We start from the raw sequence: 15,592 nt of genomic DNA, 5'->3' as shown, positions 1-15,592 counted from the left end.
GCCGACGAGGTAAACGGACCGCGATTGCACGCTCATTATGGTTGAACGCTACTTACGCACGTAGCTGCCGGCGGCGCTTCGCTTCCCACCCTCGCGGTGCGCTTCGTCCGAAAGCGCGCACACGCCTGCGGCGTCGATCCAGCGGTTGTAGAAGTTGAACAGCGCGCACACGGTGATCGCGTACCAGATCTGCTCGTCGGTCCACCCGGCGACGTGCAGCGGCGCGATGTCCTCCGGCGAGATGCGCGGCGAGTCGTGGTTCACCTTGTCGAGAAAGTGCAGCAGCAGCTTCTCCGCATCGGTGAGCGCAGAGCTGTCGACGTCGGCGAGTACCTGTTGCACCAGTTCCTCGCTGTCCAGCAGAACCGCCGCGACCGCGGCGTGGGACTTCACTCAGAACGGACAGTCGTTGCGGCCGCTGGTTCGCGCGGCGATGAGCTCGCGAAAGCCCGGGCTTAGTGGCGCCTCGCCGCGGAGAATCTCCTGCGTGAACTGCGCGAGGTGCTGCGTGGCGTGCGGCTTGAACGCGAAGAGGTGCCAGATCTTGGGGTACTCGCGCCCCGCGGCCCGCGCCTCCTCGATGAGCCGCGTGTAGGGAGAATCCGGGTTCGGGCTCGATTCGACGCCCGGCAGGAACATTGGGTCCATGCGTGCCTCAAGCGGGATTACGCGTATAGTCGTAACGCCGCAATATTGCGGCGTGCCTGGCGATAACAAAGAGGCTGCCGGCGCGCCCGCGGAGCGTTCCGCGCGCGCGCCATACGGGGTCTGCCTCTGCGTCGGACTGGGAGGACTCTTCGCCGGGGTCACCGGCCCGCTGCTCAGCACCTTCGTGCCGCCCCTCGTGCGTGACGCGCTCGGCGACCAGCGGACCGTCATCGGCGCGGTGATGGCGATCGACAACGTGCTGCTTCTCTTCCTCGTACCGTGGACCGGTGCCGCGTCGGACCGCGCGAGCGCAACCGGTCGCGGGCGGCTGCCGATGGTGGTCGGCGGGCTCGTGCTGGCGGCCATCGGGATGGCGCTCTTCCCATGGTCCGCGCAGTTCGGGATTGCCGGCATCATCGCCGCGATCGTCGTGCTCTACACCGGGATCAACGTCCAGCGGTCGCCGTTCCAGGCGCTGGTAGCCGACGCGGTGCCGTCGCGCTTCCGCTCGCTCGCCACGGGTTCGGTCACGTTCCAGATGTGTGTTGGCGCGATCGTTTTCCTGATGCTCGGCCGGATGCTGGGCATGGGCCCGGCGTTCCTGATCGCCGCTGCTACCGTGCTCGCGATCGCCGCGGGACTTCGGTTCGGTCTCGCCGAGCCACCGCCACACGGAACTCTGGCGGCCGAGGCGACGTTCCACTCGCTGCTCGACGCCCTGCGCGACGCGGTGCGAGGTGCCGTGCCCGGCATGCGCGCCATCTTCGTCGCCGCGCTGCTCCTCCAGCTGACATTCCAGACATTCACTACGTGGTTCGCGCTTCATGGAACCGAGCGCTTCGGCGTTCGGCCCGAGGACGTGACGATCGGCTTCATCGCGTGGGCGATCGGCGGCGTGATCGGTGCGCTGCCCGCGGGATACGTCGGCGTGCGGTTCGGCCGGCGCAACGCGATGCTGCTCGGCTTCCTGGTCATGGCCGCGTGCCTCGTCGCGCTCGATCGCGTGACCAGCGTGTCCCAGGCAACGCCGCTTCTGGTGCTGGCGTCGGCGGCGTGGACGTTCCCGACCGTGAACGCCTATCCGTTGTTCGTCGAGCCGATCCCGCGCGAGCGCCGTGGCGTTCTCTCAGCGCTTTTCCTGCTGTGCATAGCCCTGGGCGGCGCCATCGGCGATCCGATGAACGGCGCGGTGTTCGATCTGTTCGGGGGCTACCGGCCGCTCTTCCTGATCATGGCGGTGTACACCGCAATGGCGTTCGTCGCGGTCCTGCGGATCCCGCGCGGGACCGGCGAGGCCGCACTGCTAGCCGACGATGGCCGGCTGCCGTGAGGATGGTACCGTAGGCAGAGGAGAAGGCGCGGTGATCGCCGCCGGCTGCCTGCGCTCGCCAACCTGCTGTCGCCACATGGCGTAGTACAGTCCCTTGCGATCGAGCAGCTCGTCGTGGCCGCCGGATTCGACGATCCGGCCCCTTTCCAGAACGTAGATGCAGTCGGCATGCATCACGGTCGAGAGACGGTGAGCGATGAGAATCGTCGTCGCTCCGCGATCCGAGGCAACGTCGCGCATCGTACGGCTGATCTCTTCCTCGGTGAGTGAATCGAGCGACGAGGTCGCTTCGTCGAATACAATGAGGTGAGGCCGTCGAAGCAGCGCCCGCGCGATCGAGAGCCGCTGCTTCTCGCCGCCGGAGACCTTCACTCCACCCTCGCCGATAACCGTATCGAGGCCGCGATCCGCACGGGCGAGCAATGAATCAGCAGCAGCCTTGTGCATCACCTCGAGGCACTCGATGTCCGTCGCATCCGGACGGACGAACAGAAGATTCTCGCGGATCGTCCCCGAGAACAGCTGCGTGTCCTGAGTCACGAAGCCGATACGCTCGCGCAGCCGGTCGAGATCGATCACCGTGCTGGAGTATCCGTTGTAGAGAATCTCACCCTGCTTAGGCGGATAAAGGCCGACGAGCAGCTTGACCAGCGTCGTCTTCCCCGCCCCGGACGGCCCCACAAACGCAATTGTATCCCCACGCTCGGCCTTGAACGAAATTTCACTCAGCGCTGGAACTGACGCCGTCTGATGTGTGAAGCCGACGTCCCGGAACTCGAGAGTATTCAGATCGTCGATCGGAACCGGGTTGGCAGGCTTCGGATCTTTCGGAATGTTCATTATCGCGCGGAAGTTGTTCAGCGAAACTTCGGTCTCGCGATACGTGTTGATGATGTTCCCCAGCTCCTGCAGCGGGCCGAAAATGAAGAACGAGTAGATGAGCAGAGAGAAGAACTGACCGACCGTGATCTTCTGTGTGAAGATCAGGTAGAGCATCAGGAAGAGAATGCTCGTCCGGAGGAGATTCACGAACGTCCCCTGAATGAAGCTCAGACTCCTCAGGTAGCGCACCTTCTTCAGCTCGAGCTTGAGGATCTTGTCCGTCGTGGCGTTGAGCCGGCGCACTTCCTGGTCCGCCAGCCCAAGGCTCTTTACCAGCTCGATGTTGCGAAGCGACTCGGTTGTCGAGCCTGCGAGCGCGGTCGTTTCCGCGACGATCTCCTTCTGGATGACCTTGATGCGCCGGCTCAACACCGAGCTCAGAATTCCGATGAGCGGTACGGTCAGCAGAAATGCCGGCGCGATCACCCAGTGCACCGAGAGCGCATAGATCATCACGAACACGACGCCCACCAGCGTCGTGAACAGCATGTTGATTGCCAGCGAGATGAATTTCTCGACGTCGCTACGGACCTTTTGAAGCTTGCCGAGCGTCTCGCCGCTCCGCTGGTCCTCGAACACCGCGTACGGCAGCTCGAGCGAGTGGCGGATCCCGTCAGAGTACATCTGCGCGCCGAGCCGCTGCGTGATGACGTTTACGAAGTAGTCCTGGAAGTTCTTGGCGACGCGGGAAACGAAAGCAACGCCCACAGCAAGGAAAAGAAGGAACGAGACGCCGCGCACGAACTCGGCTGTGGTGTACTCCTTGAACCGGGTCGCGTACTGGTCGATGATGTGCCGGAAGATGAGCGGATCAAGCAGCGAGAATACCTGATTCGTCGCCGCGAGAACCAGGGCGAGCAGGATCAGCTTCCAGTACTGCAGCAGGTAGCCCTTGAGAATGTCCATCAGATTCGCTCGGCGATGAAAATCATCTCGGGTGAAACGTCGGTGAGAGGAGAGCGGTTGAAGTCGCCAAATACTGCCTTCACGCGAAAGTTACAGCGTGAGAGAAGATGCTCGAGCTCGTAGCGCCAGTACCATCGCATCAGGAAGTCCTGCACGAGTCGCCTGGTTGTTCCGTCCGCTCCTCGAACATAATAAATCATCTCGACCTCACTGTACTGGTCCACGATGTGAACCGCTGCAACTCGTCCGGTTCTGCGGAAGGTGCGGCCGTCGGGGAGAGCGACCTCAGCGGTGTCCTCCCGCTCTGCACTGCGATCCTCGAGCAGGTACTGGATTCTTGGATTGAAGACATCGAAGACGAGTAGTCCGCCCGGCTCGAGGTGCTGATGGGCCGCTCGCAGCGTGGCGATTTGCTCCGATACCGACATCAAATGCTGCAGAGGACGAAATGGTATCATAACGAGACTAAATCGAGAGCCGAGTTTGAAATCTCTCATGTCACCCTGAACCAGCTTCACGTTATTGCGGACTTCCGGTGATTCCTCTTCCAAGCGCGTCCGGCACTGGTCAAGCATCCGAGGCGCTCTGTCCAATCCCGTGATTTCGCTGCCCAGGCGCGCGACTGGAATCAGTATTCTCCCTGTCCCGCAGCCAAGCTCGAGGACCTTTCCCCCCGTCGCTCGCGCCTCCTCGACGTAGAAATCCACATCGGGGCGCGACCGGTACAGTGTGACATTGTCGTAGAGGAGGCCGATCTCCTCGATATCGTCGTAGGCGTCGCTCGTCACCGAGCTCCCCGAAGCCGGCGGGACGCTACTTCCGCGATCAATGCGACTGCCAGCAGGGCGAACATCCATGCCAACCAATGTGAACGACTCAACCCGCCTCCCGCCACACCCTCTCCGCGTTCTCAGGGCCAGGCATGCCAGTTGCCTCATCCTTCCTGAACCCGACGAGGAGTACGTGGTGGGAAAGAACAAGAAGAATGATGGAGTCCAGCAGGGCGCAGTTCGCCGTCAACCCGATCAGCATGGCGACAAAACCCGCGCCCGCCAGGCGGAAATAGCGCATTCGGGCCGGAAACTGTCGGAAGAGGCGGAGGGACCTCGACATGATCCGGCGGAGATCCGTGCGCACAATACAAAGGGCAAGGACCGGCTATTCGAGGATCGGCAGGAGCACGACGAGGCCGAGAAGAACAGCGAGAAAACACGAGTGGCGCGCGACGCAGATCGGCACAACCATACGCCAAACGACGAGTTGGCGGTTCGGAGTCGCGCAGCGAGCGCTAAGCGAAAGAGCTGACGCGCTTTCTCGAGCGATCACGTAATCCCGTTCAGGTTTGTTTCTTCCTATCCGCAGATCCGAGACGGGGACCGCCTTCCAACCGGTCATTCGTGACAGCCGCGCATTCACGTCGACAAAAACTCCTCCAGACGCGAGCTCTCAGTCGTCATCCACCGATGCGCTGCTTGCCACGGCGCTGGTGATCTCCGAATGACGGATTTTCCCACCGAGATTCGCCGTCCAGGCGAACGCGCCGCTCAGCGCAATCATGCATAGCAATGCCGTGATGACGATTCCGCGTGACAACGGTCGCCCCCAATTCCGAAACAGCGTCACGAGCGCGAGGACGCCGAAAAAGCCGAGCGCGATAGTCGAAAGAAGCGCGATCTCCTCGTGACGTTCCATCATTTTCTCCGAGATTCCCGCGAGACGTTCGACGCCTTCTTCGGTCGATTCGCCAGTCAGGTAGACGACTACGCCACTGATCGCTATTCCCGCCGCGGCCCAGAGTCCGAGCTTGGACAGTTCATCGCTTCTTCGCACGAGAGCGACGAACAGCAGTGGCACGAGAAGCAGAACCCCTATTACGGGAAGGTGACTTGCCATCAGGTGAAGATGTACCATTGTGCCTCCGGAAGAACTCGTGGATCGTGCTAAACCGGCAATCTCTACTAGGCGATGCGCTTCACTGTCCAGCGGCCGCTCGACGGGAAGTGACCCAGCATTGATCGCGAGCGCGTACAGAACGGATTGCGTCGGCCACACGCTCTCGTTGTAGCCGGCGAGGACCCGGGGAAGAATTCGGCTCGGGAAAAAGGCAACGTCATTGCGGCATCGATCTCAATCTCAGACGGGGGCCGCGCTGCCTTGGATCACCGCTATGCACCTTCGAATTGCGAGGGCGGCGTCAGCTTGTTGTACATCCAGCCGACGGCAGCGACGCAGAACCCGACGAAGACGCTGAACAGGGCGAGTCCGCCGAGGAAATTCGAAAGTGATATGGGGCGGGCGAGACTGCTCAGATCGATGTGCAAGACCCATCCGAAGAAGCTCGATGTGGCTCCGGGAGCAATTGCCACCAGCAGGCCGCAGACAATGAAGGTTGCGGCTGCGATGATTCCCGACGCGAAGCCGAGAGCGCGGGTATTGACTCCCATATTTCCTCCGGGATTGATTGTTCGCGCGATCAACGTGAGTATCACCAGTTCTTCACCACTTGTCAGTCAGGGACAGTCTCAAGCCGTTGTAAGGGAAACTGCTCGCGCTTCGCCGACATACGCATCTGCCCGCGCAAGCTCTCTCTCCCTCCACAATCCGTAGATCGCCGGTATGACGAGGAGCGTGAGAGCAGTGCTCGAGATCATTCCTCCGATCATGGGCGCTGCGATGCGACGCATCACAGTTCCACCGGCGCCACTCCCCCAGAGAATCGGCAGGAGGCCACCCATGATTGCAGCCACCGTCATCATCTTCGGACGCACCCGGTCGACGGCTCCTTCCATGATCGCGTCGTAGAGATCACTCACCGTCGGCCGACCGGATTGCACGCGAGCCTTCCATGCGTGATCCAGATATAGCAGCATCACTACTCCGGTTTCCGCGGCGACACCAGCGAGCGCGATGAATCCGATCGCCACCGCAACCGACCAGTTGTAGCCGAGGAGCCAGATGAACCAGATCCCTCCCACGGTCGCAAATGGAAGCGACAGCATCACGATGAGAGTCTCGCCCACGCTCCGGAAGTTGAAGTAGAGCAGAAGAAAGATCAGAGCGAGAGTCGCCGGCACGACGAAATTCATTCGCGCCCTGGCCCGCTCCATGTACTCGTACTGCCCGCTCCACACGATGGAATAACCCTGCGGCATCTTCACCATCCGCTCCACCATTCCCTGGGCGTCGCGAACGTAGCTGCCAATGTCACGTCCAGCCACGTCCACATAGACCCACGCTGTTGGAACTGCGCCTTCGGTTCGCACGACCATGGGGCCGGCGACTCGCCTTATCGTTGCGATCTGGCCAAGAGGAACCTGCGCCGCTCCCTCGGCCGTAACAGGCGACGACATATTCATCGAGCGGCCGGGTGCGCCGCCGGCGGATTCGTGAGCGACCGGCACAAGCACGTCAGCCAGCTTTTCGGGAGTGTCACGCAGCTCCTGCGGGTAGCGAACACGCACGCCATACCGCTCTCGCCCTTCAACGGTCTGTGTGATTGTCATGCCTCCGATCGCGGTGGCGATTACTGTTTGCACGTCGCCGATGTTGAGTCCATGACGGGCTGCCGCTGCACGATCGATGTCGATGTCGAGGTAGTATCCCGACTCCGCGCGCTCGGCGAATGCGCTTCGCGTGCCGGGCACTGACCGCACGGCTGATTCGACCTGTCTTCCCAGCCGCTCGAGCTCTCCAAGGTCCGGCCCGAAGATCTTGATGCCGACAGGCGTGCGGATTCCCGTTGCGAGCATGTCAATCCGGCCCTTGATCGGCATTGTCCACGCGTTGGCGACTCCCGGCATCTTAACCGCGGAATCCATCTGCGATATCAGCACTTCCTGTGTGATGCCCGGACGCCACGCACTTCGCGGCTTGAGAGTGATGGTCGTCTCGAACATGTCGAGTCCGGCAGGATCGGTCGCCGTGCTCGCGCGGCCGGCTTTCCCCCATACATGCTCCACCTCAGGAAACGACTTGAGTATCTGATCCTGCACGCGAAGAATCTCGCGCGCCCTCGCGACGCTCACTCCCGGAAGAGTCGTTGGCATGAAGAGGATGGTTCCCTCATCGAGCGGAGGCATGAACTCCGAGCCGATTCTGCTCCACGGTATCCAGGTGAGGATGACGACCGCAGCAGCCGCTCCGATCACCGGCCACCGATTGGCCAGCACTCTTGTGATCATGGGCCGATACGCCTTCATGAGCGCGCGATTTACCGGATTCGCCGACTCACGATAGATCCGTCCTCGTACGAAGACCCCCATTGCTACAGGCACGAGCGTTATGGAGAGCAGGCTTGCCGCTGCCATCGCGAATGTCTTGGTGAAGGCGAGCGGCTTGAACATCCGCCCTTCCTGCCCTTCGAGCGTGAACACCGGAAGGAAGGAGACAGTGATGATGAGGAGCGAGAAAAACAGAGCAGGCCCGACTTCCTTCGACGACTCGACGACGACCTTCCATCGCTCGGCCGTGCTGAGCTCTCCGCTGTGGAACGAGCGCGCGTCGGGCGGTTTGCCCGCCGAACGCTCCTTCTCCGCCACTGCGCGCTCGAGGTGCTTGTGCATGTTCTCGATCATCACAATCGCAGCATCGATCATGGCACCGATCGCGATCGCGATGCCGCCGAGGGACATGATGTCCGCGCCGACGCCAACCAGCCGCATCGAGATGAACGCGATGAGTATGCCGACGGGAAGCGTGAGCACCGCCACGAGAGCGGAGCGGGCATGCATGAGAAACAGAAGGCATACCATAGCGACGACGATGCTCTCCTCGAGCAGCTTTTCTTTGAGCGTAGCGATCGCTTCCAAAATCAGCTTGCTTCTGTCGTAGACCGGGGTGATGATGACGCCCACGGGAAGGCTCGTCTCCGCTTCAGCGAGCTTTTCCTTGACGCGTTTGATCGTTGTGAGGGCGTTCTCCCCGAATCGCATCACTACGATCCCGCCCACTGCATCCCCGCGCCCGTCGAGCTCAGCAACCCCCCGTCGCACCGCAGGCCCGACTGTAACTCTGCCGAGCTCGGCTACGCGGATCGGCGTTCCCGACGCCGTCGCGCCGACGACCACGTTTTCGATGTCCGATATGCTCTCGAGGTAGCCGAGGCCCCGCACCATGTGCTCCCGCTCGGAGAGCTCGATTACCATTGCGCCGACGTCGTTGTTGGCGTTCTGGATCGCCTGCATGACTCGCGTCACGGGTATTCGGTACGCCAGAAGCTTTGCGGGATCGATGTCCACCTGGTACTGCTTTTCGAAGCCACCGATGGTCGCGACCTCGGACACACCGGGAACGGCGGTGAGCGCGTAGCGGAGGTACCAGTCCTGGATCGACCGCAGCTCTGAGAGTGTCTTCCGTCCGGTGGTGTCCTCGATCGCGTATTGATAGACCCAGCCGAGGCCTGTCGCGTCGGGACCGAGCGTCGGCGTCACGCTCTGGGGGAGCTTGCCCTTGATTCCGTTCAGATACTCCAGGACTCGCGACCGCGCCCAGTAGAGATCGGTGCCGTCCTGGAAGATCACATAGACGAACGAAACGCCGAAGAATGAGTACCCGCGCACCGTCGCCGCGCCGGGGACCTTGAGCATCTCCGCGGCGATGGGATACGTGACCTGATCCTCGACGATGCGCGGGGCCTGCTCGTTGTAATCGGCCTGCACGATCACCTGTACGTCGCTCAGATCTGGCAGTGCTTCGAGCGGAGTTCTGGAGAGGGCCCACAGGCCGCCAAAGATTGCAGCCCCCGTGAAGAGACCGACGATGAGCCTGTTCTTCGCCGACCATTCAATGATTCGCCGGAGCATTGTCGTCTACTCCTTGCCTGGAGCAGGCTTCGTCATGTCCATCCCCGGCATGTCGCCCATGCCGCCGAGAGAGGATCCAAGGTTCGATTCCGCGTCCACGAGGAACGTGGCTGACGCAACCACGGTCTCACCGACGTTCACGCCGCCGAGGATTCGCGTACGGTCTTCGGTCGATTCGCCAATCTTCACCATTCGGGGCTCGAGCATCCCGTCGGTCCGCCGCACGAAGACAAGATTCCGTTCTCCGGTGGAAAGCACGGCACTTCGCGGCACGCTGACTGCGCTGATTGTCGCGCCTTCGATTCGAATGGTGGCGTACATGCCTGGCTTGAGACGGAGGCCCGGATTCGGCAAAGCGACGCGAATCCGCGCAGTGCGCGTTTCGGCGTTGAGAGTTGGGGACAGATAGGTTATCCGCCCGCGTCTCTGCTCTCCCGGAAGCGCGTCGAGCTCGGCGCTGACGGTCGCGCCAACGCGGACAGCGGGCAGATCGCGCTCGAAGACTTCTCCCTCGACCCAGACAATACTCAAATCCGCGATCTTGTAGAGCGCCTCGCCGGCCATGATTCGCTGACCGCCGAGTACGTTCTTCTCGATCACCACCCCGTTCACGGGCGAGTGCAACGTCAGAGTCTTCCGGACCTGGCCAGTGCGCTTGAGCCGGTCGATCTCAGCGTTGGAGATGTCCCAGTATGCGAGCCGTCGGCGCGCTGCCGCCTCGAGGTCGCTCGCACCGCTTCGCGATTCGCTCGATGCACCCGACAGAGACTGCGACAATTTCGACGCAAGGAGCAGCTCCTCCTGGGCGGATACCAGCATCGGCGAGTAAACGGAGAGCAGAGGCTGGCCTGTCGCTACCGCCTGTCCCGTGTAGTTCACGTAAAGCTGCTCCACCCAGCCGTCTATCTTGGGCGAGATGCTCTTCACGCGTGTCTCGTCGTACGTGACTTGCGCAACTGTTCGTATTTCCCTGCTGAGTGGTGCGAGAACCACGGGAGCGAACGTCACTCCGATGCGCTGCGCCGCTTCGGCGGAGATCATCAACGGTTGCGCCGGCACAGCGGCACCCGGCGCTGCGGGATGCGCCTTCGCGGCAGTCACGGGCTTTTCGCGAAGAGTCAACGCGAGGATGACGATCAGAATCGCCGCCGCGATGATTCCAAGTGTCAGGATTATTGTGCGCCGCCTTGATCCGGCCCGCGGCTCGAATGGGTTCTGCGCGGCGATCGCGGGTGAGATGTTGGTCATCTTTCTGTCCTCGTATTGTGAGCGGTGGCCCGAGCCGCGTCGAAGAGCTCGCGCCCGAGCAGCATTTCGATCTCGGCGATAGCCTTGCCCTGCTCTGCCTCGAGCTCGATCACCTGCTGGCGATAGCGGTTGACCGTCATCTGATTGTCGAGCAGCGTCATCAGGTTCACGTCCCCAACGCGGTACGCGGCAAAGGAGGCGGTTACAGTCCCCTCTGCCTGCGGCAGGATTGTCGTCCTGTAGAGCGTGCGGAGATTCTTCGCTCTCGCAAACTCGGCGTACAGCTCCGCCATTCGCCCGCGAGTTTCGGCTCGCATTGCTGCGAGGTCTGCGGCAGACATTGCACGCATCGCGTCTGCTTCGTCTCGCATCCGCAGCTGCCGGCTGCGAGCATACAGAGGAACCGTCGCTCCGAGCATGAGACTTCCCATGCGCTCGGTGCCCATCGGTCCCTCGCGCCATCCGTACTGAACGCCGACCTGCAGGTCGGTCCAGATCTCTTTCCGGGCAAGCCGTTGTCCTGCTTCAGCAGCCGAGAGATCGCGCTCACCAGCTGCGATCATCGGCCGGCTACGCAACGCTTCCGCAGTGAGCTCATTCAGCGGCGGCAGCGCCTCCGGGAAGTCGGGTAGAGCCGGCGTTGCGAGCACCGCACCTTCCTGAAGACCGAGAATTGCGCTCAGCCGGCCGGCCATCGACGCTCGCATGCTCTCCATTCGCGTGATGTCCTCTGTCATGCGTGCGACTTCTACCTGCGCCCGAAGCACGTCTGCCTGCTTGCCGTTGCCTACGGAGTACATGACCTGGGAAACCTTCGCGATCTCCTGCACGAGCCTCTTGGTTTGCCGCGCGATGTCGAGCTGAGCGTCGGAGGCGTAAAGGTCGTAGAAAGTCATCGCCGCGCGTGCGCGCACATCCCATCGAACATCATCGACACGCGCCTGCGCAGCGGCAGCGTTTGCGGACGCAACACGTCCGGCCAGTCGAAGCTTCCCCGGGACTGGGATCATCTGCATGAGCTGCAGCTGAGTCATTCCGAGCGGATCCATTGGTGCGAGCGAGGGAAGCGATCGGTTCATGAATCCGAGCTGAATTTCCGGATCTGAAGGACGTCGCGCAGACGCCACGCGTGCTTGCGTTGCCTGGGCAAGTGCTGTGGCCGCGGCCACACGCGGATTGGCGGCTGCCAGGCGATATACGTCTGCCAGCACGAGGTCAGTGCGTCCGCGGCTCTCGCTCGTGGCGGACAATATTTCGCCAGTCTGTGCGTCCGCCGTGATAGCGAATGGCGATGCCGCGACGATCATCAGCAACGTCGCAGGAATTACATGCGTTCGGGCTTTGCGCCCGCAATGTGTACGTACCATTTCAAGTCCCACCATGCTTCGTGTTACGCCGGCGTTGATGCGCGGCGCGTGATACGGGGGGACTAAACGCGCGGAGGGGGAAAGTCTGGTCGAAGCGCGCGTGTGGGGGGTGCGATCATCGCGAATGCGATTACTCGCGAGACATCGACCGCATCGACGGCGGCTTGCGACATAGCCGGGATGGCCGGACCAATCACGCAGATCACACTCACCGTGCAGCTCGAGGGTGCGGGTATACCGTGCTGAGAGTCCTGATCGCCGCTAGAGGCCTCGATCATCGCATCGGGCTCATCGCTCGCGGAGTTGGGCATCGATTGCATTGACGCCGTCGCGCCCATGTCCATCAGGTCGCAACGAAACAGCTGTGCCTGCACGAGCTGCGATGACAGCGCGATGGCGAGAAGAGCAACAACGAAACGACGTTGGGTGACCATGCGATCGGCAAAATGTCGGCTGCGACGAGCTCTCTTCAGAGCCGCCTATTTACAGAGGCATGATAAATGGACTAAAGGCACACGATAGTCAGGTAAACCCACTGCATCGGTGTCGGCGAATACCCGACTTGCGCCTCCGACGCTGCCGCTCGCAGGAAATCGCCTTTACGCTGAGTCCGCCGAATCGGGAACGATGAGAAGCGATCGTGTCGAATGACGCATGAGCCGCGTCGCCACGCTGCCGAGTAGCAGCCGCTGCACCAGCCCGGCCCCGCGCGTGCCGCAGACGATCAGTTCCGCATTCTCCTCCTCGGCGAGGCCAAGCATGGCGGCAGCCGGGTTGCCCGAAAGGATCACCTGCTCGACACGCACTCCAGCCGGAGCAGGCAACGCAAGGGCGAACTTCTGGAGCTCTTTCGCCGCGGCAGTCTCGTACTCCTCCTTGCACATGCCCATTCCGTCGAACACAGTCACCATCGGCCGCACATGTGCGAGAAACACCGTCGATCCGTCTCCGAGAAGACGCAGCCCGGCGCGAGCTGCTTCGATGCTTTGCGGGCTGAAATCGACAGCGAGTACAGCGCGCTTCGGTTGCGCTTTCCAATCCGCCGATGCGAGAAGCACCGGCGCCCGAGACTGACGCACCACCTCGAGCGCGGTGTCACCGTCAAGAATCCTGTCCACCACACCGTGGTGCACGAGCCCGATGACAATCAGCTGCGCATCGCAGGCGCGAGCTTTGTTCGCGATTTTTTCGCTTGGCCTTCCGTACTCGATTTCCACGCGCCAATTCAATCCCTCAGTTGCGAGGCCATCGAGCTGCGATATCACACGGTCACGAACGACGTTCAGCATCTCCGGAGACGCAACCAGCGGCTGCATTATGAGTGAGGGCTCGGGCACCAGCACGGGCAACGGCTCTACGACAACGATGACGCGCACACTCACGGACAACTTCGCGGCAACGAGCACTGCGGCGCGGAATGCTGCTTCACCCGCGGCCGAGCCATCGGTTGCGACCAGAATTGGGCCGGAGGACGCTTGCCTCACTGGCGGATAAGCGCTTTCCGCGGCGGGGTCGTGCCGATGTGCGGCGGGATCAGACATGGCAATCTCCTGATTGGTTGCCGTTCGGGGCCCAGCACCGGGAGGTGCTCGAAAGTCACCCAGATGATAAAGGTATTCCCGGCGCGGCTCCATCGGGCAGCGTTACGATCTCGCGTGCTGGTTTCGCTGATCGACTCTCCGGTTTTGCCTGACTGCGGATGCTCGGTCAGCCGAGAGATTGAATCACAATCACGACTCCAGGGAGAACTTCGATGACAACGATCGCCTATGACAGGCCAATCGATCGAACAGTGCGAATCACCCTTGACGGCGCGTTCATAGAAGCCGACTGGACGATGCCACTCGATCCGACGGGCGTCGTCATATTCGCCCAGGGAAGTGGCAGCAGCCGGTTCAGTCGTCGAAATCGGATGGTCGCACGAAGACTTTACGACCAGAAATTCGCGACTCTGCTGCTCGACCTCCTCACTCCTGATGAAGAACGTGAGGATGCACTTACAGCTGCGCTGCGCTTCGACGTGAGATTTCTTGCGGAGCGCGTGGCACTCGCGGCGCGCTGGCTGAAAGACGAGAGCGAAGCTTCCGGTCTGCCTGTTGGATACTTCGGGACGGGTACCGGTGCCGGCGCCGCTTTGCTATCTGCTGCCGACATGCCATCTCTCGTTCAAGCTGTCGTCTCGCGTGGCGGCCGACCTGATCTCGCAGACGTCGCTCTGCGCAAAGTAGAGGCGGCCACGCTGCTGATCGTCGGTAGCAACGACACCGCAATCCTGGAGCTCAACCGATGGGCATATTGGCGCCTGAATTGCGAGCGTCGCCTCGCCGTCGTGCCAGGCGCAAGCCACCTTTTCGAAGAACGCGGGGCATTCGATTCCGTCACGACCCTCACCTCAGAGTGGTTTGACGGGCATCTGAGCTAGCACTCACTTAGGTGGCAATACCCGATCTGGACGCCGAGGCTGGCTCCGCAAGCGGCAGGTTCTGTCGGGTGCTTTGGGTCACCGGAGGCGTGGCGAGTTTCCTGGCGGGACCTTCCAGAGTGCGCCAGAGAACGTACGCAAACGTGTATGCGCCGAGCGCGGCGAGGATGCCGCCTGCAGACAGCAAGATTGTGACTACGGCGCCCGACCGAGCCTTCACCGCAAACCCGGCGACCATCAACAGAAGCCCCACGTTCGAGATCCACCAGTGCCAGCCCGCAGCACGCCTGCTGTGGAGAGGAAAACCAACGAATCGCGGAATGACGTGATAGGCGACGCCATAGATCATCATCGCCACGAATCCGAGAAGCAGCATGTGGAGGTGCGCCGGACGGTAGATGACCCAGACAGGGTGGATCGCTATTGCAAGACCGAGGGTGACACCCAGCGCGAGCCAGGTGACACTCGCCTTGATGAATGCCTTGACGAACCAGTCCATCAGCTTCTCACGTGCTCGCTCAGTCTTCGACCTCGAGCTTGCCTTTCATTCCGAGCGCGGCGTGCGGGTCACACTGAAAGTAGTAATCCCCCTCGGGCAGGTTGACCAGCAGATCGTATGTCTGTCCCGGCAGCTGAAGCATGTCGCTGGCGGGAGGCAGGCCCGTCTTGATGCTGTTGGAGTCGGCAAGGAAGTTCACGTTGTGAACCCCCACCCTGAGCGTGAACCGTATAACGTCACCCTGATGCGCCTCGATCTCGGCGGGGGTGAAGTAGTTTCCCTTTTCGTCCGTCACCATCTCCACGACGATCACCTTCCCGCCGGGCGCGGGAGTCGCAGGCGCACCGGCAACCGATGGAGCGGCGGGCGCAGCTGCGGGAGCGTCACTCGTTGCTGCGTTCTCTCCCTTGCTGCATGAGACCGCAGCTACAAGAACAAATGAAATCGCGACAAGAATTCGTCCTGTCATCTCGTGTGCCTCGTACTGTT

At 61.8% G+C, this 15,592-nt stretch carries 16 protein-coding genes; 3 read left to right on the top strand and 13 right to left on the bottom strand.

The window, feature by feature from the left end:
* Window positions 1-48: 48 nt before the first annotated feature.
* Together VES88_00915 and VES88_00910 are read right to left on the bottom strand one after the other, a co-directional pair.
* Window positions 49-393, bottom strand: a complete 345-nt coding sequence (locus tag VES88_00915; protein HYN80034.1) for a hypothetical protein — start codon at window positions 391-393, stop codon at window positions 49-51.
* Complete coding sequence (locus tag VES88_00910; protein ID HYN80033.1) at window positions 394-648, bottom strand: peroxidase; 255 nt, start codon at window positions 646-648, stop codon at window positions 394-396.
* 52 nt (window positions 649-700) lie between these two features.
* On the opposite strand from VES88_00910, the gene VES88_00905 reads away from it, so the two are divergent.
* Window positions 701-1,978 (top strand): MFS transporter, encoded by a 1,278-nt coding sequence (locus tag VES88_00905; GenBank protein ID HYN80032.1) that lies wholly within the window; start codon window positions 701-703, stop codon window positions 1,976-1,978.
* Here VES88_00905 and VES88_00900 read toward each other — a convergent pair.
* Entirely contained in the window at window positions 1,952-3,766 is a 1,815-nt protein-coding gene (locus tag VES88_00900) for an ABC transporter ATP-binding protein (protein HYN80031.1), read from the bottom strand. The two genes, VES88_00905 and VES88_00900, sit on opposite strands and share 27 nt — an antisense overlap.
* The gene (locus VES88_00895) at window positions 3,766-4,554 is read right to left on the bottom strand and encodes a class I SAM-dependent methyltransferase (protein HYN80030.1); all 789 of its coding nucleotides are present in this window, start codon (window positions 4,552-4,554) and stop codon (window positions 3,766-3,768) included. Before VES88_00895 ends, VES88_00900 begins: the two co-directional genes overlap by 1 nt.
* A gap of 178 nt (window positions 4,555-4,732) precedes the next feature.
* On the opposite strand from VES88_00895, the gene VES88_00890 reads away from it, so the two are divergent.
* Window positions 4,733-5,071: a hypothetical protein gene (locus VES88_00890; GenBank protein HYN80029.1), complete on the top strand. Its 339-nt coding sequence runs from the start codon at window positions 4,733-4,735 to the stop codon at window positions 5,069-5,071.
* A 141-nt stretch (window positions 5,072-5,212) separates the two neighbouring features.
* Here VES88_00890 and VES88_00885 read toward each other — a convergent pair whose 3' ends face one another.
* From VES88_00885 to VES88_00855, 7 genes are all read right to left on the bottom strand, one after another.
* Window positions 5,213-5,677, bottom strand: a complete 465-nt coding sequence (locus tag VES88_00885; GenBank protein ID HYN80028.1) for a hypothetical protein — start codon at window positions 5,675-5,677, stop codon at window positions 5,213-5,215.
* A gap of 254 nt (window positions 5,678-5,931) precedes the next feature.
* A complete protein-coding gene (locus VES88_00880; GenBank protein ID HYN80027.1) occupies window positions 5,932-6,255 on the bottom strand; it encodes a DUF5676 family membrane protein in 324 nt (107 codons plus the stop codon).
* A gap of 33 nt (window positions 6,256-6,288) precedes the next feature.
* Window positions 6,289-9,567 carry a CusA/CzcA family heavy metal efflux RND transporter gene (locus VES88_00875; protein HYN80026.1) on the bottom strand — a complete coding sequence of 1,093 codons (3,279 nt, stop codon included), beginning with the start codon at window positions 9,565-9,567 and terminating at the stop codon, window positions 6,289-6,291.
* A 6-nt stretch (window positions 9,568-9,573) separates the two neighbouring features.
* Window positions 9,574-10,815 (bottom strand): efflux RND transporter periplasmic adaptor subunit, encoded by a 1,242-nt coding sequence (locus VES88_00870; GenBank protein ID HYN80025.1) that lies wholly within the window; start codon window positions 10,813-10,815, stop codon window positions 9,574-9,576.
* Window positions 10,812-12,182: a TolC family protein gene (locus tag VES88_00865; protein ID HYN80024.1), complete on the bottom strand. Its 1,371-nt coding sequence runs from the start codon at window positions 12,180-12,182 to the stop codon at window positions 10,812-10,814. The genes VES88_00870 and VES88_00865 overlap by 4 nt, the downstream gene beginning before the upstream one ends.
* A 62-nt stretch (window positions 12,183-12,244) precedes the next feature.
* Complete coding sequence (locus VES88_00860) at window positions 12,245-12,616, bottom strand: hypothetical protein (GenBank protein HYN80023.1); 372 nt, start codon at window positions 12,614-12,616, stop codon at window positions 12,245-12,247.
* A gap of 165 nt (window positions 12,617-12,781) precedes the next feature.
* Complete coding sequence (locus VES88_00855) at window positions 12,782-13,723, bottom strand: universal stress protein (GenBank protein ID HYN80022.1); 942 nt, start codon at window positions 13,721-13,723, stop codon at window positions 12,782-12,784.
* 212 nt (window positions 13,724-13,935) lie between these two features.
* Here VES88_00855 and VES88_00850 point away from each other — a divergent pair, with 212 nt between their 5' ends.
* The gene (locus VES88_00850) at window positions 13,936-14,604 is read left to right on the top strand and encodes a dienelactone hydrolase family protein (GenBank protein ID HYN80021.1); all 669 of its coding nucleotides are present in this window, start codon (window positions 13,936-13,938) and stop codon (window positions 14,602-14,604) included.
* A gap of 7 nt (window positions 14,605-14,611) precedes the next feature.
* Here VES88_00850 and VES88_00845 read toward each other — a convergent pair whose 3' ends face one another.
* Both VES88_00845 and VES88_00840 read right to left on the bottom strand, forming a co-directional pair.
* The gene (locus tag VES88_00845; GenBank protein HYN80020.1) at window positions 14,612-15,103 is read right to left on the bottom strand and encodes a hypothetical protein; all 492 of its coding nucleotides are present in this window, start codon (window positions 15,101-15,103) and stop codon (window positions 14,612-14,614) included.
* Window positions 15,104-15,122: 19 nt separating this feature from the next.
* Window positions 15,123-15,572 (bottom strand): plastocyanin/azurin family copper-binding protein, encoded by a 450-nt coding sequence (locus tag VES88_00840; protein ID HYN80019.1) that lies wholly within the window; start codon window positions 15,570-15,572, stop codon window positions 15,123-15,125.
* Window positions 15,573-15,592: the final 20 nt, after the last annotated feature.

The sequence above is a fragment of the Gemmatimonadaceae bacterium genome (assembly GCA_035633115.1).
Classification (GTDB): Bacteria; Gemmatimonadota; Gemmatimonadetes; order Gemmatimonadales; family Gemmatimonadaceae; genus UBA4720.
Note: the sequence above shows the minus strand (reverse complement) of the source record. Positions and strands in the feature narration are given on the sequence as shown.

Excerpts from the sequence above, each read along its gene's own strand:
- VES88_00910 (HYN80033.1), bottom strand. The coding sequence starts at position 648 with ATGGACCCAATGTTCCTGCCGGGCGTCGAATCGAGCCCGAACCCGGAT.
- VES88_00900 (HYN80031.1), bottom strand. The coding sequence starts at position 3,766 with ATGGACATTCTCAAGGGCTACCTGCTGCAGTACTGGAAGCTGATCCTG.
- VES88_00885 (HYN80028.1), bottom strand. The coding sequence starts at position 5,677 with ATGGTACATCTTCACCTGATGGCAAGTCACCTTCCCGTAATAGGGGTT.
- VES88_00875 (HYN80026.1), bottom strand. The coding sequence starts at position 9,567 with ATGCTCCGGCGAATCATTGAATGGTCGGCGAAGAACAGGCTCATCGTC.
- VES88_00870 (HYN80025.1), bottom strand. The coding sequence starts at position 10,815 with ATGACCAACATCTCACCCGCGATCGCCGCGCAGAACCCATTCGAGCCG.
- VES88_00865 (HYN80024.1), bottom strand. The coding sequence starts at position 12,182 with ATGGTACGTACACATTGCGGGCGCAAAGCCCGAACGCATGTAATTCCT.
- VES88_00860 (HYN80023.1), bottom strand. The coding sequence starts at position 12,616 with ATGGTCACCCAACGTCGTTTCGTTGTTGCTCTTCTCGCCATCGCGCTG.
- VES88_00855 (HYN80022.1), bottom strand. The coding sequence starts at position 13,723 with ATGTCTGATCCCGCCGCACATCGGCACGACCCCGCCGCGGAAAGCGCT.
- VES88_00850 (HYN80021.1), top strand. The coding sequence starts at position 13,936 with ATGACAACGATCGCCTATGACAGGCCAATCGATCGAACAGTGCGAATC.
- VES88_00845 (HYN80020.1), bottom strand. The coding sequence starts at position 15,103 with ATGGACTGGTTCGTCAAGGCATTCATCAAGGCGAGTGTCACCTGGCTC.
- VES88_00840 (HYN80019.1), bottom strand. The coding sequence starts at position 15,572 with ATGACAGGACGAATTCTTGTCGCGATTTCATTTGTTCTTGTAGCTGCG.